This window comes from Sulfuricystis thermophila, from assembly GCF_004323595.1.
GTDB lineage: Bacteria > Pseudomonadota > Gammaproteobacteria > Burkholderiales > Rhodocyclaceae > Sulfuricystis > Sulfuricystis thermophila.
This window is the reverse complement of sequence record NZ_AP019373.1, coordinates 2,612,212-2,635,246: the sequence shown is the minus strand read 5'-3', so window position 1 is coordinate 2,635,246 and position 23,035 is coordinate 2,612,212. Positions and strand designations below refer to the sequence as shown.

The 23,035-nt window shown below is 64.1% G+C and carries 23 protein-coding genes; 9 read left to right on the top strand and 14 right to left on the bottom strand.

The genetic code is table 11. From position 1 onward, the window contains the following. The first annotated feature begins 2 nt into the window (after nt 1–2). The 3 genes from M52SOB_RS13280 to M52SOB_RS13270 all read left to right on the top strand — a co-directional run bounded on the left by M52SOB_RS13280 (nt 3) and on the right by M52SOB_RS13270 (nt 1,911). A complete protein-coding gene (locus tag M52SOB_RS13280) occupies nt 3–863 on the top strand; it encodes a dienelactone hydrolase family protein (RefSeq protein ID WP_131112249.1) in 861 nt (286 codons plus the stop codon). A 199-nt stretch (nt 864–1,062) separates the two neighbouring features. Further along, entirely contained in the window at nt 1,063–1,413 is a 351-nt protein-coding gene (locus M52SOB_RS13275; protein ID WP_131112248.1) for a hypothetical protein, read from the top strand. 75 nt (nt 1,414–1,488) lie between these two features. Beyond that, the gene (locus M52SOB_RS13270) at nt 1,489–1,911 is read left to right on the top strand and encodes a hypothetical protein (protein WP_131112247.1); all 423 of its coding nucleotides are present in this window, start codon (nt 1,489–1,491) and stop codon (nt 1,909–1,911) included. Here M52SOB_RS13270 and M52SOB_RS13265 read toward each other — a convergent pair. Further along, nucleotides 1,899–2,390, bottom strand: a complete 492-nt coding sequence (locus tag M52SOB_RS13265) for a C40 family peptidase (RefSeq protein WP_131112246.1) — start codon at nt 2,388–2,390, stop codon at nt 1,899–1,901. The genes M52SOB_RS13270 and M52SOB_RS13265 overlap by 13 nt on opposite strands. 58 nt (nt 2,391–2,448) lie before the next feature. Here M52SOB_RS13265 and M52SOB_RS13260 point away from each other — a divergent pair, with 58 nt between their 5' ends. Beyond that, the gene (locus tag M52SOB_RS13260; protein ID WP_131112245.1) at nt 2,449–3,906 is read left to right on the top strand and encodes an NAD-dependent succinate-semialdehyde dehydrogenase; all 1,458 of its coding nucleotides are present in this window, start codon (nt 2,449–2,451) and stop codon (nt 3,904–3,906) included. A gap of 15 nt (nt 3,907–3,921) precedes the next feature. Here the strand turns inward: M52SOB_RS13260 and rpoD are convergent, their stop codons facing one another. The 4 genes from rpoD to rpsU all read right to left on the bottom strand — a co-directional run bounded on the left by rpoD (nt 3,922) and on the right by rpsU (nt 8,737). Beyond that, nucleotides 3,922–5,811 (bottom strand): RNA polymerase sigma factor RpoD, encoded by a 1,890-nt coding sequence (rpoD, locus tag M52SOB_RS13255; protein WP_131112554.1) that lies wholly within the window; start codon nt 5,809–5,811, stop codon nt 3,922–3,924. A gap of 452 nt (nt 5,812–6,263) precedes the next feature. Then, nucleotides 6,264–7,997 carry a DNA primase gene (gene dnaG, locus M52SOB_RS13245; RefSeq protein ID WP_131112243.1) on the bottom strand — a complete coding sequence of 578 codons (1,734 nt, stop codon included), beginning with the start codon at nt 7,995–7,997 and terminating at the stop codon, nt 6,264–6,266. A gap of 7 nt (nt 7,998–8,004) precedes the next feature. Beyond that, nucleotides 8,005–8,454 (bottom strand): GatB/YqeY domain-containing protein, encoded by a 450-nt coding sequence (locus tag M52SOB_RS13240; protein WP_131112242.1) that lies wholly within the window; start codon nt 8,452–8,454, stop codon nt 8,005–8,007. A gap of 70 nt (nt 8,455–8,524) precedes the next feature. Further along, entirely contained in the window at nt 8,525–8,737 is a 213-nt protein-coding gene (gene rpsU / locus M52SOB_RS13235) for a 30S ribosomal protein S21 (protein ID WP_131112241.1), read from the bottom strand. An 84-nt stretch (nt 8,738–8,821) separates the two neighbouring features. On the opposite strand from rpsU, the gene tsaD reads away from it, so the two are divergent. Continuing rightward, nucleotides 8,822–9,838, top strand: coding sequence for a tRNA (adenosine(37)-N6)-threonylcarbamoyltransferase complex transferase subunit TsaD (tsaD, locus tag M52SOB_RS13230; RefSeq protein WP_131112240.1), 1,017 nt, complete (start codon nt 8,822–8,824; stop codon nt 9,836–9,838). Here tsaD and plsY read toward each other — a convergent pair. Further along, complete coding sequence (gene plsY, locus M52SOB_RS13225; RefSeq protein WP_131112239.1) at nt 9,828–10,427, bottom strand: glycerol-3-phosphate 1-O-acyltransferase PlsY; 600 nt, start codon at nt 10,425–10,427, stop codon at nt 9,828–9,830. The genes tsaD and plsY overlap by 11 nt on opposite strands. Before the next feature lie 113 nt (nt 10,428–10,540). On the opposite strand from plsY, the gene M52SOB_RS13220 reads away from it, so the two are divergent. After that, the gene (locus M52SOB_RS13220) at nt 10,541–10,891 is read left to right on the top strand and encodes a dihydroneopterin aldolase (RefSeq protein WP_131112238.1); all 351 of its coding nucleotides are present in this window, start codon (nt 10,541–10,543) and stop codon (nt 10,889–10,891) included. A gap of 98 nt (nt 10,892–10,989) precedes the next feature. Here M52SOB_RS13220 and xerD read toward each other — a convergent pair whose 3' ends face one another. From xerD to M52SOB_RS13180, 8 genes are read right to left on the bottom strand one after another with little or no spacing between them, the layout of a single operon-like run. Continuing rightward, entirely contained in the window at nt 10,990–11,895 is a 906-nt protein-coding gene (gene xerD / locus M52SOB_RS13215) for a site-specific tyrosine recombinase XerD (RefSeq protein ID WP_131112237.1), read from the bottom strand. Then, nucleotides 11,882–12,382 (bottom strand): methylated-DNA--[protein]-cysteine S-methyltransferase, encoded by a 501-nt coding sequence (locus M52SOB_RS13210; RefSeq protein WP_131112236.1) that lies wholly within the window; start codon nt 12,380–12,382, stop codon nt 11,882–11,884. Before M52SOB_RS13210 ends, xerD begins: the two co-directional genes overlap by 14 nt. Further along, on the bottom strand, nt 12,379–13,635 hold the full coding sequence (locus M52SOB_RS13205) for a glutamate-5-semialdehyde dehydrogenase (protein WP_131112235.1): 1,257 nt from the start codon (nt 13,633–13,635) through the stop codon (nt 12,379–12,381). The genes M52SOB_RS13210 and M52SOB_RS13205 overlap by 4 nt, the downstream gene beginning before the upstream one ends. A 2-nt stretch (nt 13,636–13,637) precedes the next feature. Then, entirely contained in the window at nt 13,638–14,522 is an 885-nt protein-coding gene (gene holA, locus M52SOB_RS13200) for a DNA polymerase III subunit delta (RefSeq protein ID WP_131112234.1), read from the bottom strand. Between the two features lie 7 nt (nt 14,523–14,529). Continuing rightward, nucleotides 14,530–15,021 (bottom strand): LPS-assembly lipoprotein LptE, encoded by a 492-nt coding sequence (locus M52SOB_RS13195; protein ID WP_131112233.1) that lies wholly within the window; start codon nt 15,019–15,021, stop codon nt 14,530–14,532. A gap of 2 nt (nt 15,022–15,023) precedes the next feature. Continuing rightward, nucleotides 15,024–17,606: a leucine--tRNA ligase gene (leuS, locus tag M52SOB_RS13190; protein ID WP_131112232.1), complete on the bottom strand. Its 2,583-nt coding sequence runs from the start codon at nt 17,604–17,606 to the stop codon at nt 15,024–15,026. Between the two features lie 59 nt (nt 17,607–17,665). Further along, a complete protein-coding gene (locus tag M52SOB_RS13185; RefSeq protein ID WP_131112231.1) occupies nt 17,666–18,664 on the bottom strand; it encodes a GGDEF domain-containing protein in 999 nt (332 codons plus the stop codon). Nucleotides 18,665–18,702: 38 nt separating this feature from the next. After that, nucleotides 18,703–19,035: a hypothetical protein gene (locus M52SOB_RS13180; RefSeq protein WP_131112230.1), complete on the bottom strand. Its 333-nt coding sequence runs from the start codon at nt 19,033–19,035 to the stop codon at nt 18,703–18,705. A gap of 119 nt (nt 19,036–19,154) precedes the next feature. Between M52SOB_RS13180 and M52SOB_RS13175 the strand changes: the two genes are divergently transcribed. Genes M52SOB_RS13175 through pcaD form a run of 3 tightly spaced genes read left to right on the top strand, consistent with a single transcriptional unit; the run spans nt 19,155 to nt 23,021 of the window. After that, nucleotides 19,155–21,359: a UvrD-helicase domain-containing protein gene (locus tag M52SOB_RS13175; RefSeq protein ID WP_131112229.1), complete on the top strand. Its 2,205-nt coding sequence runs from the start codon at nt 19,155–19,157 to the stop codon at nt 21,357–21,359. 1 nt (nt 21,360) lies between these two features. Then, complete coding sequence (locus M52SOB_RS13170; protein WP_284155119.1) at nt 21,361–22,248, top strand: alpha/beta hydrolase; 888 nt, start codon at nt 21,361–21,363, stop codon at nt 22,246–22,248. Beyond that, on the top strand, nt 22,245–23,021 hold the full coding sequence (pcaD, locus tag M52SOB_RS13165; RefSeq protein ID WP_131112228.1) for a 3-oxoadipate enol-lactonase: 777 nt from the start codon (nt 22,245–22,247) through the stop codon (nt 23,019–23,021). Before M52SOB_RS13170 ends, pcaD begins: the two co-directional genes overlap by 4 nt. Nucleotides 23,022–23,035 lie beyond the last annotated feature (14 nt).

The window sequence follows — 23,035 nt, the reverse complement described above, 5'->3', positions numbered from 1 at the left end:
CCATGAAAAAAAGCGACAACCCCGATTTCGACAGCCTGTTGCCCGCCGCGCGGATGGATCGGCGCGGCTTCGTCGTCACCGCGCTCGGCGCGGGTTTTGCGCTGGCCGCACAGCCGGTGATGGCGCAGACCGCGATCAAGACCGACAGCACCGGGCTGACCGCCGGTGAGATCAAGATCGGCGAGCTGCCGGCCTATCGGGCGCAACCCGAGGGCGGCAAGAATCTGCCGACCATCCTCGTCGTCTCGGAAATCTTCGGCGTGCATGAATACATCGCCGACGTCTGCCGGCGGTTGGCCAAGCTCGGCTATCTCGCCATCGCGCCCGAGCTGTTCTTCCGCCACGGCGATCCAAAGAAGATGACCAACGTCCAGGAAATCCTCTCTGCGATCGTCGCGAAAGTCGCGGACCGGGAAGTGCTGGCCGATCTCGACGCCTGCGCCGCCTGGGCGGCGAAGAATGGTGGCGATGCGGCGCGGTTGGGCATCACCGGCTTTTGCTGGGGCGGACGCATCACCTGGCTGTATGCCGCGCACAATCCAAACGTCAAGGCGGGCGTCGCCTGGTATGGCCGCATCGATGGCGAAGTCAATGAAAAGACGCCGAAATGGCCGCTCGATATCGCCGGCGAAATCAAGGGCGCGGTGCTCGGCCTGTACGGCGGCAAGGATCAGGGCATCCCGCTCGACGATGTCGAAGCGATGCAGGAGGCGCTCAAGAAAGCCGGCGGTCGCTCGCAGATCCATGTCTATCCCGAGGCCGGGCATGCCTTCCATGCCGACTACCGGCCGACCTATCGCAAGGATGCGGCCGAGGATGGCTGGCAGCGGCTCATCGCCTGGTTCAGGCAACACGGCCTCTGAGCGCTCGAATCTCCCGCCCGTCCGGCAGGCCATGGGGTGCCGTCCCGCCAGCGCCGACTTTCCGAGGTGAGTCGGCGCCCGGCGGGACGACCCATATTCCCGCCAGCGCCGACCTTTCAGCCCGGATACAAAACCTTACAAATGCGCTGTCAGCGTCTTGCGGCGGCCGGCGTTGTTCGGGGCAAGGAGGTCTGCAGAAATGAAGAAAACCACCCTCGCCATCACTGCCGCCGCCCTGCTGGCGGCTTCGCTTCCCGCGCAGGCCGATCCGCACGGCCATGGGCGTTATTACTATGGACCACCGGTCGGGCATCACCACCATCACCCGCATCGCAGTGCGCCGCTGGCCTGGGTGCTGGGCGGGATCGCGCTGGGCAGCGCCCTCGTGGCGATCGCGCCGCCACGTCCGGTCGTCGCCGCCCCGGCGGTGGTCGTGGCGCCGCCACCCTCTCCTCCGCCGCGTACCGCCTGGTTCTGCCCGAGCTATCAGGCTTACTATCCGAACGTGCCCTATTGTCCGGAAGGCTGGCAGCCCGTCGCGGTGTATTGAACAACACCCAAGCCGTGGCACAATCCTCCCATCCCGGCCATAGCCACGAAAATCTGCCGGGGGAGGAGGAAGGGAATGCGTCGGGTCATGCTGGCCCTGCTGGGCGCCGCAGGGCTGCTCGCTGGACTGATCTTCTGGTTGGGATCGGGTGAGGCGGGGTTTGCCGCCGGACGCGGTGCCTTGGGCGTCTTCTTCGGCGTGCTGGTTGTCGGACTGCCATCGCTGTATTACTGCTGCCGACGCGGGCGCTGGGAACTGTGGCGCTTCGCCCTCCTCGGCGCACTCGCCGGATTTTTGTGCGCGTTGCCGTTCTATGCCGGACCTTATCTGTTCGGCCTCGTCGCACTGCTGTTCGTCGCCGGTGGCGCTGCGTTTGGTGTGCTGTTTTGGCTTGCCGCGATTTGGCGCAACCGTGATCTCACCTGCCCGAAATCGATCTGCCTGCCCTGCGGGACGGTCTATCGGGTGGCGCGGAATGCCCTGCGTCAGTCGAAATAGCTGCGCGCTTCCTCGAAGCGCGTCGCGAACCAGCCGGAGGTGAGGCTGTCGACGCGCACCTTGCCGTTGCTCGAGGGCGCATGCACGAAGCGGCCATTGCCGACATAGATGCCGACATGTGAATAGGGCTGGTTGCGAGTGTTGAAGAACACCAGATCGCCGGGGCGCAGCCCTTCGCCATTCACTGGCCGACCTTGTTTGGCAATGTCGGCCGCGGAACCGGCGAGCCGCAGGCCGGCGGCATTCTCGAAGACGTAGCTGACCATGCCGCTGCAATCGAAGCCGGCGTCCGGGTTCTTGCCGCCGAAGCGGTAGCCGGTATCCATCAAGCCGAGCGCGAACATCACCACCTCATGCGCACGCGGATCGACCGGCTGGCGGTCTTCCCGCATGACGTTGCGGGATGCGGGCGGCGCCTGGGTCAGCGTGCCGCAGCCGGCGATGAAGAGCAGCAAGGCGAGCGGAAAAAGCCAGCGCATGCGGAGATTGTGTTCCGGTAGACTCATCGCCGAGCCCACGAAAAAAAGGAGCAAGACCATGCAATTGCGCGATCCCGATCTCTTCCGCCAGCAGGCGTTCATCTGCGGCGCCTGGATCGACGCCGACACCGCCGCCACCGTGGCGGTCTACGATCCAGCCAGTGGCGAAAAGCTGGCCGAGGTGCCGGACATGGGTGCGATCGAGACGCGCCGCGCGATCGCGGCGGCCGAGGCGGCCTGGCCGGCCTGGCGGGAACTGACCGCCAAGCAGCGCAGCGCGATCCTGCGGAAGTGGTACGAGCTGATCGTCGCCCATGCCGATGATCTGGCGCTTTTGATGACCTCCGAGCAGGGTAAACCCTTGGCGGAAGCCCGGGGCGAAGTGCTGTATGCCGCCAGTTTCGTCGAATGGTTCGCGGAAGAAGCGAAGCGTGCCTACGGCGATGTAATTCCCCAGACCATCGCCGGCCAGCGCCTGCTGGTGCTCAAACAACCGGTCGGCGTCTGTGCGGCGATCACGCCGTGGAATTTCCCCTGCGCGATGATTACTCGCAAGGTGGCCCCTGCCCTCGCTGCCGGCTGCACCGTGGTGGTGAAACCTGCCGAACAGACGCCGCTCACTGCGCTGGCGCTGGCGGTGCTGGCCGAGCGCGCTGGCTTTCCCGCCGGCGTGTTCAACATCGTCACCGGCTCGGCGCAAAACGCAGCGGTGATCGGTGGCGAGCTCACCGCCAATCCGACCGTGCGCAAGCTCTCCTTCACCGGCTCGACCGAAGTCGGTCGGCTCTTGATGGCGCAATGCGCCCCGACCCTGAAAAAAATCTCGCTGGAGCTGGGGGGCAACGCACCGTTCATCGTCTTCGACGACGCCGATGTCGATGCCGCGGTCGCCGGCGCGATGGCGAGCAAATACCGCAATACCGGCCAGACCTGCGTCTGCGCCAACCGTCTGCTGATCCAGGAAGGCGTCTATGAGGAATTCGCCCAAAAGCTCGCCGCGAAAGTCGCAGAACTGAAGGTCGGCGCTGGCACCGAGGCAGGCGTCAACCTTGGGCCGCTGATCGATGCCCAGGCACTCGCCAAGGTCGAGGCCCACATCGATGATGCCGTGGCCAAGGGCGCGCGCGTACTCACCGGCGGCCACCGTCATGCGAAAGGCGGCACCTTCTTCGAGCCTACCGTGCTCGCCGACGTTACGCCCGAGATGCGCTGCGCGCGCGAGGAAACCTTCGGCCCGGTCGCGCCGCTGTTCCGCTTCAAAGACGAGGCCGAGGCGATCCGGCTGGCCAATGCCACCGAATACGGCCTGGCGGCCTATTTTTATGCCCGCGACCTGGGACGAGTCTGGCGCGTCGCCGAAGCGCTCGAATACGGCATGGTCGGCGTCAATGTCGGCTTGATCGCCAACGAAGCCGCGCCTTTCGGCGGCGTCAAGCAGTCGGGCATCGGGCGGGAAGGCTCGAAATACGGCCTCGAGGAATTCCTCGAAATCAAATACGTCTGCCTCGGCTTATAAAGCAAAGGGGAGGCATTACTCCGCGCCGTCGAGGAAGCTTCTGAGCTTCTCGGAGCGCGACGGGTGACGGAGCTTGCGCAACGCCTTCGCCTCGATCTGACGGATGCGCTCGCGCGTGACGTCGAACTGCTTGCCAACCTCTTCGAGCGTGTGGTCGGTGTTCATCTCGATGCCGAAACGCATACGCAACACCTTGGCCTCGCGCGGCGTCAGGCTGTCGAGCACCTCCTTGGTGATCTCGCGCAAGGAGGCATACAACGCGGCGTCGGCCGGTGCCAGCGTCGTCGTGTCCTCGATGAAATCGCCCAGATGGGAATCGTCGTCGTCGCCGATCGGCGTCTCCATCGAGATCGGCTCTTTGCTGATCTTGAGGATCTTGCGGATTTTGTCCTCGGGCATGTCCATCTTTTCCGCGAGGGTGGCCGGATCCGGTTCCTGCCCGGTTTCCTGCAGGATCTGACGGCTGATGCGGTTCATCTTGTTGATCGTCTCGATCATATGCACCGGGATACGGATGGTGCGCGCCTGATCGGCGATCGAGCGCGTGATCGCCTGACGGATCCACCAGGTCGCATAGGTCGAGAACTTGTAGCCGCGGCGGTATTCGAATTTGTCTACCGCCTTCATCAGGCCGATGTTGCCTTCCTGGATCAGGTCGAGGAACTGCAGGCCGCGGTTGGTGTACTTCTTGGCGATCGAGATCACCAGGCGCAGGTTGGCTTCGGTCATTTCGCGTTTGGCACGGCGTGCCTTCGCTTCGCCCGTCGACATCTGCTTGTTGATCTCTTTGAGCTCCTTGAGCGGGATGCCGATGCGGTTCTGCAGATCGATGAGCTTTTGCTGTTCTTCGAGGATCGCTGGCGCGGCGCGCATCAGTGCCGCCGCATAGGGCTGCTTCGATTGCACCTCGGTCTTGAGCCACTCCATGTTGGTCTCGTTGCCGGGGAAAACCTTGATGAAATGGTTGCGTGGCATGTGCGCCTTGTCCACGCAAAGGTGCAGGATCTTGCGTTCGTGGTTCCTCACCGCCTCGACCATGCCGCGCACCGAATCGCACAGGCGCTCGATGGTGCGTGCGGTGAAACGGATGTTCATCAGCTCGTCCGAGATCTGCTTCTGGATCTTCAGGTAAGCCTTGTCCTGCGAGCCCTTCTTGGCCAGCGTCTGCATCAATTTGCCATAGAGCTGATGGATCACCGCGAAGCGTTCCAGGGCGTCTTGCTTGAGTTGCAGCAGCGAGGCGGAGACACGCGCCTGGGCGGCTTCCTCGTCGTCGATGTCGAGCTCTTCGCCGAGGTCTTCGGCCAGGTCGGCCGCCCCTTCGGCTTCGAGATCCGCGGCCGGGGCGTTCGGGTCGATCAGGCCATCGACCAGCTCGTCGATGCGCATCTCGTCCTTGGCCACCTTGTCGGCCATTTCGAGAATCTCGGCGATCGTCGTCGGACAGGCGGAAATCGCCTGCACCATGTGGCGCAAGCCTTCCTCGATGCGTTTGGCGATCTCGATTTCGCCTTCGCGCGTCAGCAATTCCACCGTACCCATTTCGCGCATGTACATGCGCACCGGGTCGGTGGTGCGGCCGAACTCGGAATCGACGGAAGAAAGCGCCTGTTCGGCTTCTTCCTCGGCTTCGTCGGCATCGACCGGTGCGGCGGTCTGCTCGGCGAGCAAAATTTCTTCCGGGGCGGGCGGCTGGTCATAGACCTGGATGCCCATGTCGTTGAAGGTGCTGATGATCGACTCGATCTGCTCGGCATCGACGATGTCGTCCGGCAGATGGTCGTTGATCTCGGCATAGGTCAGATAACCGCGCTCCTTGCCGAGCGTGATCAGCGTCTTCAGGCGCGTGCGGCGCGATTCGAGATCGGCGATGGTCGGCTGGGCCTGTTCGAATGCGGCCAGCATCTGCTTGTCGCGCAGCTTCTTGGCCTTGGCCGAAAGCTTGGCGGAGGCAGGGGATTCCAGGGTGACACTGGCTGCGGGAGAAGGTGCGACGGCAGCCTCGTTTTGCTCTTTTGCCTGCGCGGCGGCGCTGTCGACGACCGGACTGTCCTGCTCCTTGAATTGAGCGGCTTTTTTCTTGGCTTTTTCAGCGACCTCGTGGGCCATGGGCGTAGCCTTTTTCACCGGCTTGGCGGTGGGCTTTGCCGCGGCGGGCGCGGCTTTTTTCAGCACGGGCTTTGCGGCAGCGATGGGTTTGGCCACTTTTTTCGCAGCAGATTGCCCGCTGGCCTTGGTCGGTTTGCTGACGGATTTCACGACAGTTTTGCGGGTAGGCGTCTTGGTCTGCTTCGCGGCGGATTTGGACATGGTTCGACTTCAGGCGCGGAAAAACATCAAATTATACACTTTATAGATCAAGACCTTTTGAGCGCAAGGAGCTCCGCGAGACGGCGACGCTCTTCCGGGCCGAGCGTTCCGGCGCGGGCCTTGGCCGTCAGCTGGTCGATCTGTCGGGAGAGCGCGCGACGGTGCAGCTGCTCGACGGCATCGGCGAAAACCGCTTCGAGCTCCCCTTCGTCGCTGGCGGCGGTTTCGCTTTCCGCCGCCAGCGACGCGATGATCGATTCATGGGGGCTGTCGCGGAAATGTTCAAGCAGCAGGCCGAGATTTCCTGCCGGCAGGGCGGCCTGTTCGATCGCGGTGACGATCGCCCATAAAGCCTTCCCTTCGGCGCTGTCGCGGCAGATCAATTCGGGCGGCAGGCGCGCGGCGCGCTCCGGGCGGCGCAATACGGTCAGGAGTAGCGTGCGCTCGAGCGTCGCGGGTTGAGGCCGTTGGCGCGTTTGCGGCGGTGCCGGTCGACCGCGCGGTATCGGTTTCAAGCCGCACAGCGATTCGATTTCGGTCGCCGACAGCTGCGCAGCTTCGGCCAGCGCACGGGTCAGCTGCAGACGCAAGAGTGGGGCGGCGAGTTTGCTCAGGAAGGGTTTCGCTTCATGGACGAGACGGGCGCGCCCTTCGGGCGTGGTGAGATCGACGTCGGATTTCAGCTCGCGCATGAGGAATTCGGTCAGGGTCGTCGGCTGGGCGGCCAGCCGGCGGAAGATCTCTGCTCCTTCGGCGCGGACGAAGCTGTCCGGGTCGTGCTCGGCCGGCAGGAACAGAAAACCGATCAACTTGCCGTCTGCCAGCACCTCGAGGCTGGCTTCCAGCGCGCGCCAGGCCGCCTTGCGCCCGGCCGCATCGCCATCGAAGCAGAACACCACCTTGTCTGCAAGCCTGAGCAGCTTTCTGACATGCACTGGCGTGGTTGCCGTGCCGAGGGTAGCCACCGCATTGCCGATGCCAAACTGCGCCAGCGCGACGACATCCATGTAGCCTTCGACGACGATGACGCGATCGTCGTTGCGAATGGCCGCGCGCGCCTGGGGCAGGCCGTAGAGTTCCTCGCCCTTGTGGAACAGCGGCGTCTCGGGCGAATTGAGATATTTCGGTTCGCCCTGGCCGAGCACACGGCCGCCAAAACCGATCACATTGCCGCGCGCATCCTGGATCGGGAACATGATACGGTCACGGAAGCGGTCGTAGCGCCGGCCATGTTCGTTCTCGATGACGAGCCCGCATTCGACCATCGCCGGATCGGCATAATCGGCGAAGACGCGCGCCAGCCCCTGCCAGTCGTCGGGCGCGTAACCGAGGCCGTATTTCGCGGCGATCTCGCCGGTGAGCCCCCGCCCTTTCAGGTAATCTATGGCTTTGGGGCTGGCCTTGAGCTGCTCCTTGTAGAAGCGTGCTGCACGCGCCATGCGCTCGGTGAGCGGCTGCTGGCGCGTCTTTTCCTGCGAGCGGGCGCTCACCTCGCGCGGGACGGGCAAACCGATCGAGCCGGCGAGCTCCTCGACGGCCTCGACGAAGGTGAGGCCGCTGTATTGCATCAGAAAACCGATCGCGCTGCCGTGTGCGCCGCAGCCGAAGCAGTGGTAGAACTGCTTCGTCGGGCTGACCGTGAAAGAAGGAGTCTTCTCCGTATGGAACGGACAGCAGGCCTGGTAATTGGCACCGGCCTTCTTGAGCGGGATGTAACGCTCGATGACGTCGACGATATCGACGCGGGAGAGCAGTTCCTGGATGAAGCTTTCCGGTATCACCCGGCCATTATGCGCCGGCGAGTTTGGCTTTCACCAGCTTCGACACTTCGCCCATGTCGGCGCGGCCGGCGATCTTGGGTTTGACGAGCGCCATCACCTTGCCCATCTCGGTCATCGCCTTGGCGCCTGACTCGGCGATCGCCTGGGCGACGATGGCCTCGACTTCGTCGGCCGACAATGGCTGCGGCATGTAGGCCGACAGGACTTCGACCTCGAACTTCTCGGCGTCGGCGAGATCCTGGCGCTTGGCGGCCTCGTACTGGGCGATCGAGTCCTTGCGCTGCTTGATCATCTTCTCGATGACCCCGACCACCCCGGCGTCGTCGAGGACGATCCGCTCATCCACTTCCTTCTGCTTGATCGCTGCGATGAGCAGGCGGATCGCGGCGAGGCGTGCGGTGTCCTTCGCCTTCAGCGCGGACTTCATGTCTTCGGTGATACGCTCTCTCAGGCTCATCGGTTTCTCCACAAACACAAAAACCGCCCCACCTCGCGGCTGGGACGGTATTCGCTGGAATCGGGGCGGATCAGTAAAGCTTGGGCGGCAGAAGCTGGCTGCGGATGCGCTTGTGATGGCGCTTGATGGCGGCAGACAGCTTGCGCTTGCGCTCGGCGGTAGGCTTCTCGTAGAACTCGCGCGAACGCAGTTCGGTGAGAGTGCCGGCCTTTTCGATGGTGCGCTTGAAACGGCGGATGGCGACCTCGAAGGGCTCGTTTTCCTTGACGCGAATACCGGGCATGCAGGCTTACCTTTTATGGGTGTGGGTTGAAGAAAGGCGCGCATTTTAGCGACTTTCGAGCCGATGTCAAAGTAAAATTTTACGATGTTGGTTCTCGGCATCGAATCTTCCTGCGACGAAACCGGCGTCGCCCTCTACGACACGCAGCAGGGGTTGCTCGCCCATGCGGTGCATTCGCAGGTGGCGATGCATGAGGATTACGGCGGCGTCGTGCCGGAACTCGCCTCGCGCGACCACATTCGGCGTCTCGTGCCGCTGTTCGAGCAGGTGCTGGCAGCAAGCGGCCTGGCGAAGACGGAGATCGACGCGATCGCTTACACGGCGGGACCGGGACTGGCCGGCGCTTTGCTCGTCGGCGCAAGTTTTGCGACGAGTCTCGCGCTCGCTTTGGGCGTTCCCGCCCTGCCGATCCATCACCTCGAGGGCCACCTGCTCTCGCCGCTGCTGGCGCATGATCCGCCCGTCTTCCCCTTCATCGCGCTGCTGGTCTCCGGCGGCCACACCCAAATCATGCGCGTGACCGGAGTGGGTGCTTACGCGCTGATGGGCGAGTCGCTCGACGATGCGGCAGGCGAAGCCTTCGACAAGACGGCGCAGCTCCTGGGTCTGGGTTACCCCGGCGGCCCGGCGCTCGCGAAGCTCGCCGAAACCGGCACCCCAGGCAGATTCAGGCTGCCACGGCCGATGCTCACCAGCGGCGACTTCATGTTCAGCTTTTCGGGGCTCAAGACCGCGGTGCTCACCGCCGTGCGCGAGCGAGCGCTCACCGATGCGGACAAGGCCGATCTCGCGGCAGAGTTCCAGGAAGCCGTCACCGAGGTCGTGGCGGCGAAAGCGCTGGCGGCCTGTCGCCAGGCATGTCTTACCACCCTGGTCGTCGCTGGCGGGGTGGGCGCCAACGAGCGGCTGCGGGAACGGCTCGATACGGCGGCGAAAGAAAGAGGGGTGCGCGTCTGCTATCCGGAGCTGGCACTGTGCACCGACAACGGCGCGATGATCGCCTTCGCCGGCGCGCTGCGGCTGCAGGCGGGATTGGCCGAGACCACGGTGGGCAACGGCGCTTTTGTCGTCAAGCCGCGCTGGCCGCTGGCTACGACTTAGTCCGATTGCCGATACGGCTTTCCGTACCTTCGATCAGGCGCCGGATGTTGGCCCGGTGCCGCCAGATCAGGAGCAGGCACATGGCGACGATAACGAGCGAGACCGCGTCGCTGCCGTGGCGCAGGAAGGCCAGCGCCATTGCGACGCACGCCGCCAAGAGCGCAGCGAGCGACGAATAGCGGGTCAGAAAAGCCGTCGCGAGCCAGGCGAGCGCAGCGCCCGTCGCGAGCCAGCCATCCAAGCCGATCAGCACGCCCAGTGCGGTGGCCACCCCCTTGCCGCCCTTGAACTTGAGAAACACCGGGAACAGGTGGCCGAGAAAGGCGGCGAGGCCGACGAGCGCCTGTGCCGTCCCGCCAGCGCCGAGTTTTGCGGCGATGGCCATCGCGAGCCAGCCCTTGGCTGAGTCGCCCAGCAAGGTCAGTGCGGCGGCCGTCTTGTTACCGGTGCGCAGCACGTTGGTGGCGCCGGGATTGCGCGAGCCATGCTGGCGCGGATCGGCCAGGCCGAAGGCTTTCGAGACGATCACCGCGAAAGGCAGTGAGCCGATCAGGTAGCCGAGGATTAGGTAAAGGACGAGGGTTTCCATTTTCAGGTTTCAGGTTACGGGTTTCAGGTTACGGGTTACAGGTTACAGAGTTTTAGCGTGCAGGTTTCTCCTGTTGTACCCTGTACCCTGTACCCTGAAACCAGTAACCCGATATGGACTTCATCTTCATCGAGGAGATGCGCGTCGAGGCGCATGTCGGCATCTATGCGCGCGAACGCGTCGCGCCGCAGACGCTGGAGCTCTCGCTCACCTTCGGCGTGCCTGACGAGGCGGCGCAGGACGACGACATCGCCAAGACCATCGACTATGCCGCGGTGATCGACCGTATCCGCGCCGAGCTCGCCGCTCGCCACTTCAACCTGCTGGAGACGCTGGGCGAATTCGTCATCGCTCTCTTGCTCGACGAGTTTCGCGCGCCGTGGGTCAAGGTGTCGATCGCCAAGGTGGGCATCGCGCGCGGCGTCAAACGCGTCGGCGTGCAGATCGAGCGGGCGCGTGAGTGATTCCAGGGTTCAGGGTTCAGGTTACAGGTTACAGGTTACTGAGTTTTAGCGTGCAGGTTTCTCCTGCTGAACCCTGAAACCTGAAACCCGTAACCTGATCACCCCCTCGGATGATGCCGCGCATGCAGTTCCTTGAGCCGTGCGCGCGCGACGTGAGTGTAGATCTGCGTCGTCGAGATGTCGGCATGCCCGAGGAGCAGCTGCACGATGCGCAGGTCGGCGCCGTGATTGAGCAGATGTGTCGCGAAGGCATGGCGCAGCACGTGCGGCGAGATCTTCTCGCGCGGGATGCCGGCGGCCACGGCATGTTTCTTGATCAGCGTCCAGGCCATCTGGCGCGTCATGCCGGCGCCGCGCGTGGTGACGAACAGATGGTCACTGCTGCGACCCTTGAGGAGCTGCGGACGGCCCTCGGCCAGCCAGCGCTGCAACCATTCGGCCGCCACTTCGCCCAGCGGCACGAGGCGCTCCTTGCCGCCTTTGCCGAAGGTGCGCACGACGCGGTCGTCGAGGCTCAGGTTGAAGAGCTTGAGGGAGACGAGCTCCGAGACACGCAGCCCGGTGGCGTAGAGCAATTCGAGCAAGGCGCGGTCGCGTAAGCCCAAAGGGGTGGCGACATCCGGCGCGGCAAGCAGCGCCTCGACGTTCTTTTCCGAGAGCGTCTTGGGAAAGCGCTCGGCGACCACCGGCGGCTGGATGTTGAGGAGCGGATCGTCGCTGCGCCGTCCCTGATCGATCAGCCAGCGGTAGAAGCGCCGCAAGGAAGCCTGGAAGCGCCTGAGCGTCGTCGGCCGCAAGCGCTCGCTGCGCCGATGCAGGTGGGCGAGCCAGGCGTCGATATCCGCTTCCTGCGCATCGAGCAAAGTGTGCTGGCGCTCATCCAGCCAGGCGGCGAAGAGGGCGAGATCGGAACGGTAGGCGGCGAGGGTGTTCTTCGCCAGCCCGTCGGCGAGCCACAGGCTGTCGACGAACTCGTCGATGAGTGCCCGATCAGGCTCCCTCATGCGCGAGCAGCCAGCGCTTCACTTCGAGCAGGAAACCGCCGCGTTGGCGGGCGAAGCCGCCCAACTTGCCGCCTGCGGCGACGACGCGATGGCAGGGAATGACGATTGGATAGGGATTGGCACCGCAGGCATTGCCCACCGCACGCGGGCTGCTGCCGAGGATGTTCGCCAGCTCGCCATAGGTCTGTGTCGCACCTAGGGGGATGGCCGCGATGCCGGCCCAGACCCGGCGCTGGAAGGTCGTGCCGGAAGGCTTTAGCGGCAGCGAAAAGACGAAGCGCGGGTCTTGCAGATAAGCGCGCAACTGACGCACGGCCTCTTTCGCCAGCGCCGAGGAGGGCTTGATTTCGGGGCGCGGTTCGAAATAGACGATCTCGGTGATTACGTCGTCGTTGCAGCGGATGCCGAGGCTGAAACTCGGCGCTGGCAGGACGGCACACCAAAGCTCCCCGCCCGAGAGGGCGGGGCTGGGGGTGGGCGGGCTCACGAGCGCACTTCGCCGTTGCCGAAGACGATCCACTTCTGCGAAGTCAGCCCTTCGAGACCGACCGGCCCGCGGGCGTGGAATTTGTCGGTCGAGATGCCGATCTCGGCGCCCAACCCATACTCGAAGCCGTCGGCGAAGCGCGTCGAGGCATTCACCATCACCGAGCTCGAATCGACTTCGCGCAAAAAGCGCATCGCGTTCGTGTAGTCCTCGGTGACGATCGCCTCGGTATGTGCCGACGAATACTGGTTGATGTGGGCGATCGCCTCATCGACATCGGCGACCACCTTGCAGGAGATGATCGCGGCGAGGTATTCGGTGTAGTAATCCTCCTCCGTCGCCGGTTTCGCCTGCGGCACGAGTGCACAGGTTTCAAAGCAGCCGCGAATCTCGACGCCATGCGAGACGAGCATTTCGGCCAGCCGCGGCAGGAGCGCTGCGGCAACGGGCCGCGCGATCAGCAAGGATTCGGCGGTGTTGCAGGTGCCCAGCCGCTGGCATTTGGCGTTCTCCAGAATCTTCAGCGCCTTTTCCGGATCGGCGGCGGTGTCGATATAGACGTGGCAGTTGCCATCCAGATGCTTGATCACCGGCACGCGCGCTTCCTTGCTGATGCGCTCGATCAGTCCCTTGCCGCCGCGCGGCACGATGACATCGACGTATTCGGGCATCGCGACGAGGTAGCCCACCGCGGCGCGATCCGTCGTTTCGACCACCTGCACCGCGGTCTCCGGCAGGCCGGCGGTGGCCAGCCCTTTGCGCACACAAGCGGCGATCGCCTGATTGCAGCGGAGCGCTTCCTTGCCGCCTCTGAGGATCGCCGCATTGCCGGATTTCAGGCACAGCGCCGCGGCATCGGCCGTCACGTTCGGGCGCGCCTCAAAAATGATGCCGACCACACCGAGCGGCACACGCATCCTGCCGACCTGGATGCCCGACGGGCGGTATTTCATATCGGTGATCTCGCCGATCGGATCGGGCAGCTGCGCGACCTGTTCGAGCCCCTGCGCCATCGCTTCGACACTCTTCGCCGTGATCGTCAGGCGGTCGAGCAGCGCGGCGTCGAGCCCATTGGCTTTCGCCTCACGAACGTCCTCGGCGTTCGCGGCGAGGAGCGCGTCACGGCGCGCGCGGATGTCGGCGGCCATGGCAAAGAGCGCCGCATTCTTCGCCGCGGTGCTGGCCTTGGCCATCGCTCGCGAGGCTTCCCGCGCCTGGCGGCCGAGCGTTTCCATGTAGCTTTTGATATCCATCGTCATGCTCTCGTGAGTCGCAACGCCAATTGTAGGAATTCATCCCAAAGGTCGCCTCTGCTCAGGCCCTTGATGATGCGATCGATCCGCGCCGCGTGCAAGAGGGCGGTGCGATGCGCGCGCTGGCGCGCCTCATTGGCCAGCACCCAGAGCACCAGCGGAGCAGCGGCGTCTTCGGCCTGCAAACCCTCGAGCGTGCGTGCGCAGCGTGCGGCATCCTTCGTTTGCAGAGCGTTCTTCAGGTCGTCGATGTCATAGCGGGCGACGTTCAGCACCGCGGCGGACACCTGCGGCAGCGACAATTCGCCCGGCGGATAAAGGAGTCCGAGTTTCTGGATTTCCTGATGCGCGGCGAGGAGATTGCCCTCGACATGCAGCGCGATGAATTCGAGCGCCTCGCGCGACGCCGACTGCCCCTGAGCCGCCAGACGGTCGCTGATCCATTGCGGCAGCCGGGCGAGCGGCGGCGCGTTGCATTCGATGGCTACACCGGCATCGACGAGCGCCGAAAACCAGGCGGCCTTCTTCGCACGCCAATCCATTTCCGGCAGCGTGACGAGCGTCAGCGTCTCGGCAGGCAAGTCACGGACGTAGCGTTGCAACGCCTCGCCGCCGTCACGGCCCGGCTTGCCGGAGGGGATGCGCAGGTCGATCAGCGTTCTGCCGCCGAACAGCGACAGGTTGCCGGCGGCATGGAACAGTTCGTCCCAGCGGAATGACGGCGTGACGACGAGCACCATGCGCTCCGTATAACCCTGCCGGCGGGCTGCGGCGCGCAGCTGATCGCCGGCTTCCGTGGTCAGCAGCGGCTCGTCGCCGTGGAGCACATACAGCGGCGCCAGTTGCTTGGCGAGGTGGGCGCCGAGTTGTTCGGGGCGCAACTGCATGGGGCTCTCAGCCTTGACTGGCGCGGCTGCCGGCAGCCAGCCGGCGCAGAAGTTGCTGGACGAGATCGGTCTGCATCTCGCGCCAGATGATCGCTTCTTCCGCTTCTTTGGCGAACACGCGCTCGTCGTCGAAGGTCATTTCGCGTTGCAGGACGATCTGGCTGGCGGGCTGGATCTCCTTGCCTTGCGCGTCCTGGACGCGGTACAGGAAGCTGCGCGTGAGCTGGAATTCGCGCACCAGGCCCTTCGCCGAGAGCGAGAGGATGCTCTTGTGCTGGTCGTTGCGCAGCACCACGAGGGAGGCCTTGGCCTGTTTGGCGTCGGTGACCACCTTGGTCAGGGAACCGGACTCGATGCTGCGCTTGATCTGGAAATACAGTTCGCTGTTTTCCGGCAGGCCGGAAATCGCCAGCGTTTCCCAAGGCAGGCTGTAGCTGCCTCTGAGCTGGAAGCCGCAGGCGGAGAGGACGAACACGAAAAGGAGGGCAAAAGCGCGCATGGTCAGACGACGATATTAACCAGCCGGCCAGGGACGACGACGACTTTCTTCGCCGGCTGGCCTGCCATGAACTTTTGCGCTTCAGGCGCTGCCAGCGCCGCCGCCTCGATGGCCGTCCTGTCAGCGCCGACTTTGACGCGAATCGTGCCCCGCAGCTTGCCGTTGATCTGCAAGACGAGCTCTTCTGCTTCTTGCGCGAGCGCTTCTTCGAGCGGCTCTGGCCAGGGCGCGGCGAGGATGTCCGCGCCATAGCCCAGTTCGCGCCACAGCACATGGGTGATGTGCGGCGCGATCGGGGAAAGCAGGCGCAGCAGGATCGAGAAGCCCTCGCGGGCGTGCGGGTCGTCCGGCGCTTTCTCCAGCACATTCAACATCTTCATGCAGGCGGACGCCACGGTGTTGAACTGCATCTTCGCCATGTCGTAGTTGGCCTGCTTGAGCAACAGGTGGATCTCCCGGCGCAACCCCGACCCCTCTCCTTTGCATTCTGTGTCCTGTACCCTGTACCCTGAAACCTGAACCCCAAACGCCCAGACGCGGCGCAGGAAGCGGTAGGCCCCCTCGACGCCGGAGTCCGACCATTCGAGCGTCTGCTCGGGCGGCGAGGCGAACATCATGAAGAAGCGCGCGGTATCCGCACCGTATTTCTCGATCAGCGCCTGCGGGTCGACGCCGTTGCGCTTCGACTTCGACATCGTGCCGACACCACCGTAATCGACCGGTGAGCCGTCGGCCTTGAGCGTCGCGCCGATGACGTGCCCTTCCGCGTCGCGGTTGAGCTCCACCTCGTCGGGCGCGAAATATTCGATACCCCCCTTCTCGGTGCGGCGGCTGAAGATGTGGTTGAGCACCATGCCCTGGGTGAGCAGGTTCGCAAACGGCTCGTCAAAGTTCACGAGGCCGAGATCGCGCATCACCTTGCTCCAGAAGCGCGAGTAGAGCAGGTGTAGGATCGCGTGCTCGATGCCGCCGATGTATTGATCGACCGGCATCCAATAGGCGGTGCCTGCATCGACCATCTGGTCGTTCTTGTCGCGCGTCGCGGCGTCGACGCAATAGCGTGCGTAATACCACGACGAATCGACGAAAGTGTCCATCGTGTCGGTCTCGCGCCTGGCCGATTTGCCGCACTGCGGACAGGTACAGGCGAGGAAATCCTCGCGTTTGTTGAGCGGGTTGCCGGAACCATCGGGCACGCAGTCCTCGGGCAGCACGACGGGCAACTGTTCATCCGGCACCGGCACGTCGCCGCAGGTCTCACAATGGATGATCGGGATCGGACAGCCCCAGTATCTCTGTCTTGAAATGCCCCAGTCGCGTAGCCGGTATTGGGTCGTCTTTTCGCCAAGGCCCTTGGCGGCAAGATCGGCGGCAATCGCATCGACCGCGGTCTGGTAGCCCAGGCCGTCGTATTTGCCCGAGTTGATGCAGACACCGTGCTCTTTGTCGGCATACCACTCCTGCCATGCATCGAGCGAGAACGTCTTGGCGGGAACGGCAATCACTTGCTTGATCGGCAGGCCGTATTTCTTGGCGAAGGCAAAGTCGCGCTCGTCATGCGCCGGTACGGCCATCACCGCGCCTTCGCCATAGCCCATCAGCACGTAGTTGCCGACCCAGACCTCGACCTTCTCGCCCGTCAGCGGATGAGTGACGAAAAGGCCGGTGGGCATGCCCTTCTTCTCCATCGTGGCGAGATCGGCTTCCATGACCGAGCCGCGCTTGCATTCCTCGACGAAGGCGGCAAGCTGCGGATTGTTCTGGGCCGCATAGGCGGCCAGCGGATGTTCGGCAGCCACGGCGACGAAGGTCACGCCCATGATCGTGTCGGCGCGTGTCGTATAGACCCAGAGCTTCTCCTCTTTACCGTCGAGCGTGTAGGGAAAGGCGAAGCGCACGCCTGTCGACTTGCCGATCCAATTCGCCTGCATCAGCTTCACCCGCTCCGGCCAGCCCGGCAGCTTTTCCAGATCGGCCAGGAGTTCGTCGGCGTATTTCGTGATCGCGAGGTAGTAGCCGGGAATCTCACGCTTCTCGACCAGCGCACCGGTACGCCAGCCGCGGCCGTCGATCACCTGCTCGTTGGCGAGCACCGTTTGATCGACCGGATCCCAGTTGACGATCTGGGTCTTCTTGTAGGCGATGCCGCGCTCCAACATGCGCAGGAACAGCCACTGGTTCCACTTGTAATACTCGGGCTTGCAGGTGGCGAGCTCCCGCTCCCAGTCGAGGCCGAAGCCAAGCGACTGGAGCTGCTTTTTCATGTAGGCGATGTTGTCGTAGGTCCACTTGGCCGGCGGTACCTTGTTCTGGATCGCCGCGTTCTCGGCGGGCAATCCGAACGCATCCCAGCCCATCGGCTGCAAGACGTTGAAGCCGCGCATCTTGTGCCAGCGCGCCAGCACGTCGCCGATCGTGTAGTTCCTCACATGGCCCATGTGCAGTTTCCCCGAGGGATAGGGAAACATCGACAGGCAGTAATACTTGGGCTTGGCGGGATCGGGCGCGACGTTGAAGGCGCGGGTGGCTGCCCAGTGGGCCTGGGCGGCTTTTTCGATTTCGGCGGGGAGATATTTCTCTTGCATGGCGGCCGGAACATCTGAAAAACAAAATTATATGCCTGCCACCCACATGCCTCTGCGAATCATTCGCCGGCTTCGATCACCACACGGTTGCGGCCGCCATGTTTGGCCTGGTAAAGGGCGCGATCGGCGCGCGCGAGCCAGGCATCGCTGCGCTCACCGGGATGCAAGATCGTACCGCCGATCGAAGTCGTCACCGTTGAATCATTCCCAGCATCGAGCGATCTTTCAGTGGCCGTGCGCAATTTTTCGGCGATGACGCGAAGCGTTTCGGCGTCGTCGACCTGGGTCAGGATGACGAATTCCTCGCCGCCATAGCGAAACAGACGGTCGTGCGGGCGCAGGGTCTTTTCGAGCAGTCTGGCGAAACGGATCAGCACCTCGTCGCCTTGGGTATGGCCGAAGCGATCGTTGATCTGTTTGAAATGATCGAGATCGAGCATCAGCAAGCCATGCCTCTTCCCTTCTCGCGCCAGGATTTTCTGCGCACGTTCGAGTTCGCCATAGAGGGCCCGCCGGTTGAAGACGCCGGTCAGCGCATCCAGTGAGGCCAGACGACGCAGCTGCTCACGCTGCTCCGCGGCGCGATGCGCAAACACATAGGCGAGCAGAACGGATAGCACGAGCGTCACGGCAAACGATGCGGCCTCGCGCGTTTCCCGATACCACCCGCCGGTCAGGAGGATCAGCGCGAGCACTGCCACCGCGATGATGAGGGCATGCTTGCGCGGTGCCAGGAAGAAATTGGCGATCAGCGCCGGATAGATCCAGTAGGTGCCGTGGACCCCCAGCACATGCGTAGCGACGACGGCCATCACGCCGACGAAATAGCTCAGGAACGTGCTGGGTCGTTGGGAATCGCCACTGCGCCAGGCATACGAGACACCCGCGACGATGGTGACGATGATGCCGACATCCATCGCGAAAGGCACCCATTCACGATCGATCGCGCGGTAGATCGCGAACGGTGTGATGCCCAACACCGCCAGCGATCCCAGAAAGGTCAGGATCGCCAGCTGGAAGTCATTGCCCAGGCGGTAACGGACAGTGCCCCAATCCATGGGCGGATTATGGCACTGCCCAACTCGCGGGGAGCGGATCAGCCGAAAGAAAGCGGTTTGAACTGCCGCCAGCCGCGCTGAGTGCCGAGCATCAGCGCATCGAGGCAGGTGATCGGCACCTGCCAGAGATCTCGGTAGAGGCGTGCCCAGCGACGCCAGCCGAAGGAGGCGGCATCCTCGCGCAGACGCTCGGCGGCGATGAGTTCGAGCAGATGATCCATCGCCGCCGCCCAGTAGGCAGGGGTGTCCGTCTCACCAGTGGCGTGAGCCGCGTGGCGGGCTGCGGCGTGCCAGAGGATTTCGGCACGATGTTCGGCAATGCCGGCCTTGTGGGCCAGCCAGGGGAGGATTTTCGGGGTCATGGGTTTCATGGCGATTCCTTTCGGGCGCAATTTTGTTGCGCCGCAACATTTAACCATGAGATAGGGAATCCGCCAAAAAGTTCAATGGGCTTGGAGTAGACTGCCGACTTTGAGATAAGGCTAACCCATTGAATCTGCTGGAAGGTCTCAATCCGCCGCAGCTTGCGGCCGTCACCCTGCCGCCACAACACGCCCTGATCCTCGCTGGCGCCGGCAGCGGCAAGACGCGGGTGCTCACCACCCGCATCGCCTGGTTGATCTCGACCGGGCAGGCTAGCCCGCAACAGATCCTCGCCGTCACCTTCACCAACAAGGCGGCGAAAGAAATGCTCGCACGCTTGTCGGCGATGCTGCCGATGAATCTGCGCGGCATGTGGATCGGCACCTTTCATGGCCTGTGCAACCGCATGCTGCGGGCGCACTACCGCGATGCCCATCTGCCGCAGCTGTTCCAGATCCTCGATGCCGCCGATCAGCTCGCCACCGTCAAACGATTGCTGAAATCGCTCAACATCGATGACGAGAAATATCCGCCGCGCGAGCTTTGCTGGTTCATCAACGCGCAGAAGGAAGCGGGCCTGCGCCCGGTGGCGGTCGAGGCCTGGGATGACTGGACGAAAAAGCGCGTCGAGCTTTACGCCGCCTATGAGGAACAGTGCCAGAAGGAAGGCGTGGTCGATTTCGCCGAACTGCTGCTGCGTTCATACGAACTCCTGGAGCGCAACGAGCCGATCCGCCGGCATTATCAGGAGCGCTTCCGCCACATCCTCGTCGATGAGTTCCAGGACACCAACCGCCTGCAATACCGCTGGCTGAAGCTCTTGGCAGGGGGAGGGGGCGCGCTGTTCTGCGTCGGCGATGACGACCAGTCGATCTATGCCTTCCGCGGCGCCGAGGTCGGCAACATGCGCGATTTCGAGCGCGAGTTTCAGGTCAAGAACCTGATCCGGCTGGAGCAGAACTACCGCTCGCACGGCAACATCCTCGATGCCGCCAATGCGATCATCAAAAACAACCCCACGCGGCTGGGCAAGAACTTATGGACCGAAGCGGGCGCCGGCGAGCCGATCCGCGTCTTCGAGGCATATTCGGAGAATGAGGAGGCGCGCTTCATCGTCGAGGAGGTCAAGGCGCTGACGAATGAGGGCCATGCGCGCCGCGAGATCGCGCTGCTCTACCGCAGCAACGCGCAGTCGCGCGCGCTCGAACACGCCTTGTTCAATGCCGGCATTCCCTACCGCGTCTATGGCGGTTTGCGCTTCTTCGAGCGCGCCGAGATCAAGCACGCGCTCGCCTATCTGCGGCTGATCGCCAATGCCGATGACGACACGGCGTTTTCCCGCGTCGTCAATTTCCCGACGCGCGGCATCGGCGCGAGGACACTCGAGCAGCTCGCCGATGCGGCAAAGGTGCGGGGGACGAGCCTCCATGCGGCGATCCCGCATGTGGCCGGCGCCGGTGGCGCGAAGCTTGCAGCCTTTGCCGAGTTGATCCGCAAGCTGCGCGAGGCGGCGGCGCTGCCGCTACCCGAACTCGTCGAGCATGTGCTGGACCTCTCGGGCCTGCGCGAGCATTACCGGAATGAGAAGGAAGGCCAGGAGCGGCTCGCCAACCTCGACGAACTCGTCAATGCCGCCGCCGCCTTCATCGCCGAGGAGGGCACGGCCGGCGCCGAAGGCGAGCTCTCCGCCGATCTCGCCGCCTTCCTCGCCCATGCCGCGCTCGAAGCCGGCGAGCACCAGGCCGGCGAAGGCGAGGATGCGCTGCAGCTGATGACCGTGCACTCGGCCAAGGGACTCGAATTCGACGTCGTCTTCATCTGCGGCCTCGAGGAAGGGCTGTTCCCGCACGAGAATTCCCTCGTCGAAGAAAAGGGCTTGGAGGAAGAACGGCGCCTGATGTATGTCGCCGTCACGCGCGCGCGTCGGCGGCTGTATCTCACCCATGCGCAGATGCGCCTGCTGCATGGCCAGACGCGCTACAACCTGCCCTCGCGCTTCATCGACGAGATTCCCGCAGGCTTGCTCAAATTCCTCAATGCCCGGCAGGGGAAAGCCATGTTTGGTGCCGTCCCGCCAGCGCCGACTCTCCGAAACAAGTCGGCGCCCGGCGGGACGTCTCGTTTTCCGCCAGCGCCGAGTTTTTCCTCGGCACCGCGCCGGCAAGAAAGCTGCGGCCTGCGCATCGGCCAGACGGTGATGCATGCGAAATTCGGCCTCGGCGTCATCGTCAATGCCGAAGGCGCCGGGCAAGATGCCCGCGTGCAGGTCAATTTCGGCAACGCCGGCATGAAGTGGCTGGCGCTGTCGGTGGCGAAGCTGGAGCCGGTCTGAGTTGAGCCTTGCTCTCGGCCTGTCGCTGGGCCTGCTGCTCGTCCTCGTTTTCCTGCTGCTTGCCAGCTGGGCGATCCGCCGCGGACTGGCCGCGCCGCGCCTGATCGAGCGGAGCACGCCCGCCGATCTCGGCCTGATGTTCCGCTCCGTCGCATTCCCGACCAACAACGGACGCACGCTGCGCGGCTGGTTCATCCCGGCACAAAGGCAAACGGCTCCGGCGGTCGTGCTGCTGCACGGCTGGGGAGGCAATGCCGAAACGATGCTGCCGCTGGCCGACCCGCTGCATCGGGCAGGATATGCCCAGCTGCTATTCGATGCGCGGTGCCATGGCATGAGCGATGACGACAGTTTCGCTTCGCTGCCGCGTTTCGCCGAGGACCTCGAGCACGCTCTTGCCTGGCTGCGGCAGCAGGTCGGCATCGATGCGGCGCGCGTCGCGGCGATCGGCCATTCGGTCGGTGCTGGCGCCTGCCTGCTCGCCGCCGCACGCGGTGCGCCGCTGGCCGCCGTCGTCAGCATCGCCGCCTTCGCTCATCCCGAGGCGATGATGCGTCGCTGGCTGGCATGGAAGCACATCCCCTACTGGCCGCTTGGCTGGGCCATCCTCGGCTATGTGCAGCACGCGATCGGCCACCGCTTCGACGCCATCGCGCCGGTGAATACGATCCGCACGGTTCGCTGCCCCGTGCTGCTTGCCCATGGCACGGCGGATGAAACCGTGCCGGTTGAAGAGGTGCGGCAGATCTTTGCGAACCGCGCCCACGACGCAGTAGAGTTGTTGCTCATCGCCGGCAGCCACGATGAATACGCCGAGATGGACGCCGGCATCGATGCGGTGCTTGAATTCTTGTCGCGTCATCTCTTGGCAAAAGGAGCCAGTCCATGAAAGTTAGTGCCAACGGCATCGATCTCCATTACCAGATCTCGGGCAGCGGCCCAGTCGTCACCCTCGCCCATTCGCTCGCCAGTGATCTTTCGCTGTGGGACGGAATCGCCCCGCAGCTCGCGGAGCGCTTCACCGTGCTGGGCTTCGATGCGCGCGGCCATGGGCAAACTTCCGCACCGGAAGGGCCTTACAGCTGGCCGATGCTCGTCGCGGATCTCGTCGGCCTGCTCGATGCGCTCAAGATCGAGCGCACGCATTTCGTCGGTCTGTCGATGGGCGGCATGCTGGGGCAGCATTTCGCCCTTGCTCATCCCGAGCGTCTCGATAAGCTCGTGCTGGTGAGCACGACGAGTCGCGTGCCGCCCGAGGCGAAACCCTTGTGGGATGAACGGATCGCCATCGCCCGCAACCAGGGGATGCAGGCGCATGTCGCCGGCACGCTCGAACGGTGGTTTACCGCGCCGTATCGCGCCGCCCATCCCGAGGTGATGGCGCGGATCGGCGCGATGATCGCCGCAACGCCGGTGGCCGGCTACGCCGGCTGGGGGGAAGCGATCAAGACGCTCGATCTCACCGAGAAGCTGGCTGCGGTGCGCGCGCCGACACTCGTGATCTGCGGCGCGGACGACCCCGGCACGCCGCCGGCGGCAAACCGGGCCATTGCCGAGGCGATCCCCGGGGCACGATTCGAGATGCTGCCGAATGCTTCGCACCAGCTGGTGATCGAGCAGGCGGAAGCCTTCACCCGCCTGCTGATGGATTTCCTCGGCTGAAAGTCGGCGCTGGT

Excerpts from the sequence above, each read along its gene's own strand:
- M52SOB_RS13280 (WP_131112249.1), top strand. The coding sequence starts at position 3 with ATGAAAAAAAGCGACAACCCCGATTTCGACAGCCTGTTGCCCGCCGCG.
- M52SOB_RS13275 (WP_131112248.1), top strand. The coding sequence starts at position 1,063 with ATGAAGAAAACCACCCTCGCCATCACTGCCGCCGCCCTGCTGGCGGCT.
- M52SOB_RS13270 (WP_131112247.1), top strand. The coding sequence starts at position 1,489 with ATGCGTCGGGTCATGCTGGCCCTGCTGGGCGCCGCAGGGCTGCTCGCT.
- M52SOB_RS13265 (WP_131112246.1), bottom strand. The coding sequence starts at position 2,390 with ATGCGCTGGCTTTTTCCGCTCGCCTTGCTGCTCTTCATCGCCGGCTGC.
- M52SOB_RS13260 (WP_131112245.1), top strand. The coding sequence starts at position 2,449 with ATGCAATTGCGCGATCCCGATCTCTTCCGCCAGCAGGCGTTCATCTGC.
- rpoD (WP_131112554.1), bottom strand. The coding sequence starts at position 5,811 with ATGCTGGCCGCATTCGAACAGGCCCAGCCGACCATCGCCGATCTCGAA.
- M52SOB_RS13240 (WP_131112242.1), bottom strand. The coding sequence starts at position 8,454 with ATGAGCCTGAGAGAGCGTATCACCGAAGACATGAAGTCCGCGCTGAAG.
- rpsU (WP_131112241.1), bottom strand. The coding sequence starts at position 8,737 with ATGCCCGGTATTCGCGTCAAGGAAAACGAGCCCTTCGAGGTCGCCATC.
- tsaD (WP_131112240.1), top strand. The coding sequence starts at position 8,822 with ATGTTGGTTCTCGGCATCGAATCTTCCTGCGACGAAACCGGCGTCGCC.
- plsY (WP_131112239.1), bottom strand. The coding sequence starts at position 10,427 with ATGGAAACCCTCGTCCTTTACCTAATCCTCGGCTACCTGATCGGCTCA.
- M52SOB_RS13220 (WP_131112238.1), top strand. The coding sequence starts at position 10,541 with ATGGACTTCATCTTCATCGAGGAGATGCGCGTCGAGGCGCATGTCGGC.
- xerD (WP_131112237.1), bottom strand. The coding sequence starts at position 11,895 with ATGAGGGAGCCTGATCGGGCACTCATCGACGAGTTCGTCGACAGCCTG.
- M52SOB_RS13205 (WP_131112235.1), bottom strand. The coding sequence starts at position 13,635 with ATGGATATCAAAAGCTACATGGAAACGCTCGGCCGCCAGGCGCGGGAA.
- holA (WP_131112234.1), bottom strand. The coding sequence starts at position 14,522 with ATGCAGTTGCGCCCCGAACAACTCGGCGCCCACCTCGCCAAGCAACTG.
- M52SOB_RS13195 (WP_131112233.1), bottom strand. The coding sequence starts at position 15,021 with ATGCGCGCTTTTGCCCTCCTTTTCGTGTTCGTCCTCTCCGCCTGCGGC.
- leuS (WP_131112232.1), bottom strand. The coding sequence starts at position 17,606 with ATGCAAGAGAAATATCTCCCCGCCGAAATCGAAAAAGCCGCCCAGGCC.
- M52SOB_RS13185 (WP_131112231.1), bottom strand. The coding sequence starts at position 18,664 with ATGGATTGGGGCACTGTCCGTTACCGCCTGGGCAATGACTTCCAGCTG.
- M52SOB_RS13180 (WP_131112230.1), bottom strand. The coding sequence starts at position 19,035 with ATGAAACCCATGACCCCGAAAATCCTCCCCTGGCTGGCCCACAAGGCC.
- pcaD (WP_131112228.1), top strand. The coding sequence starts at position 22,245 with ATGAAAGTTAGTGCCAACGGCATCGATCTCCATTACCAGATCTCGGGC.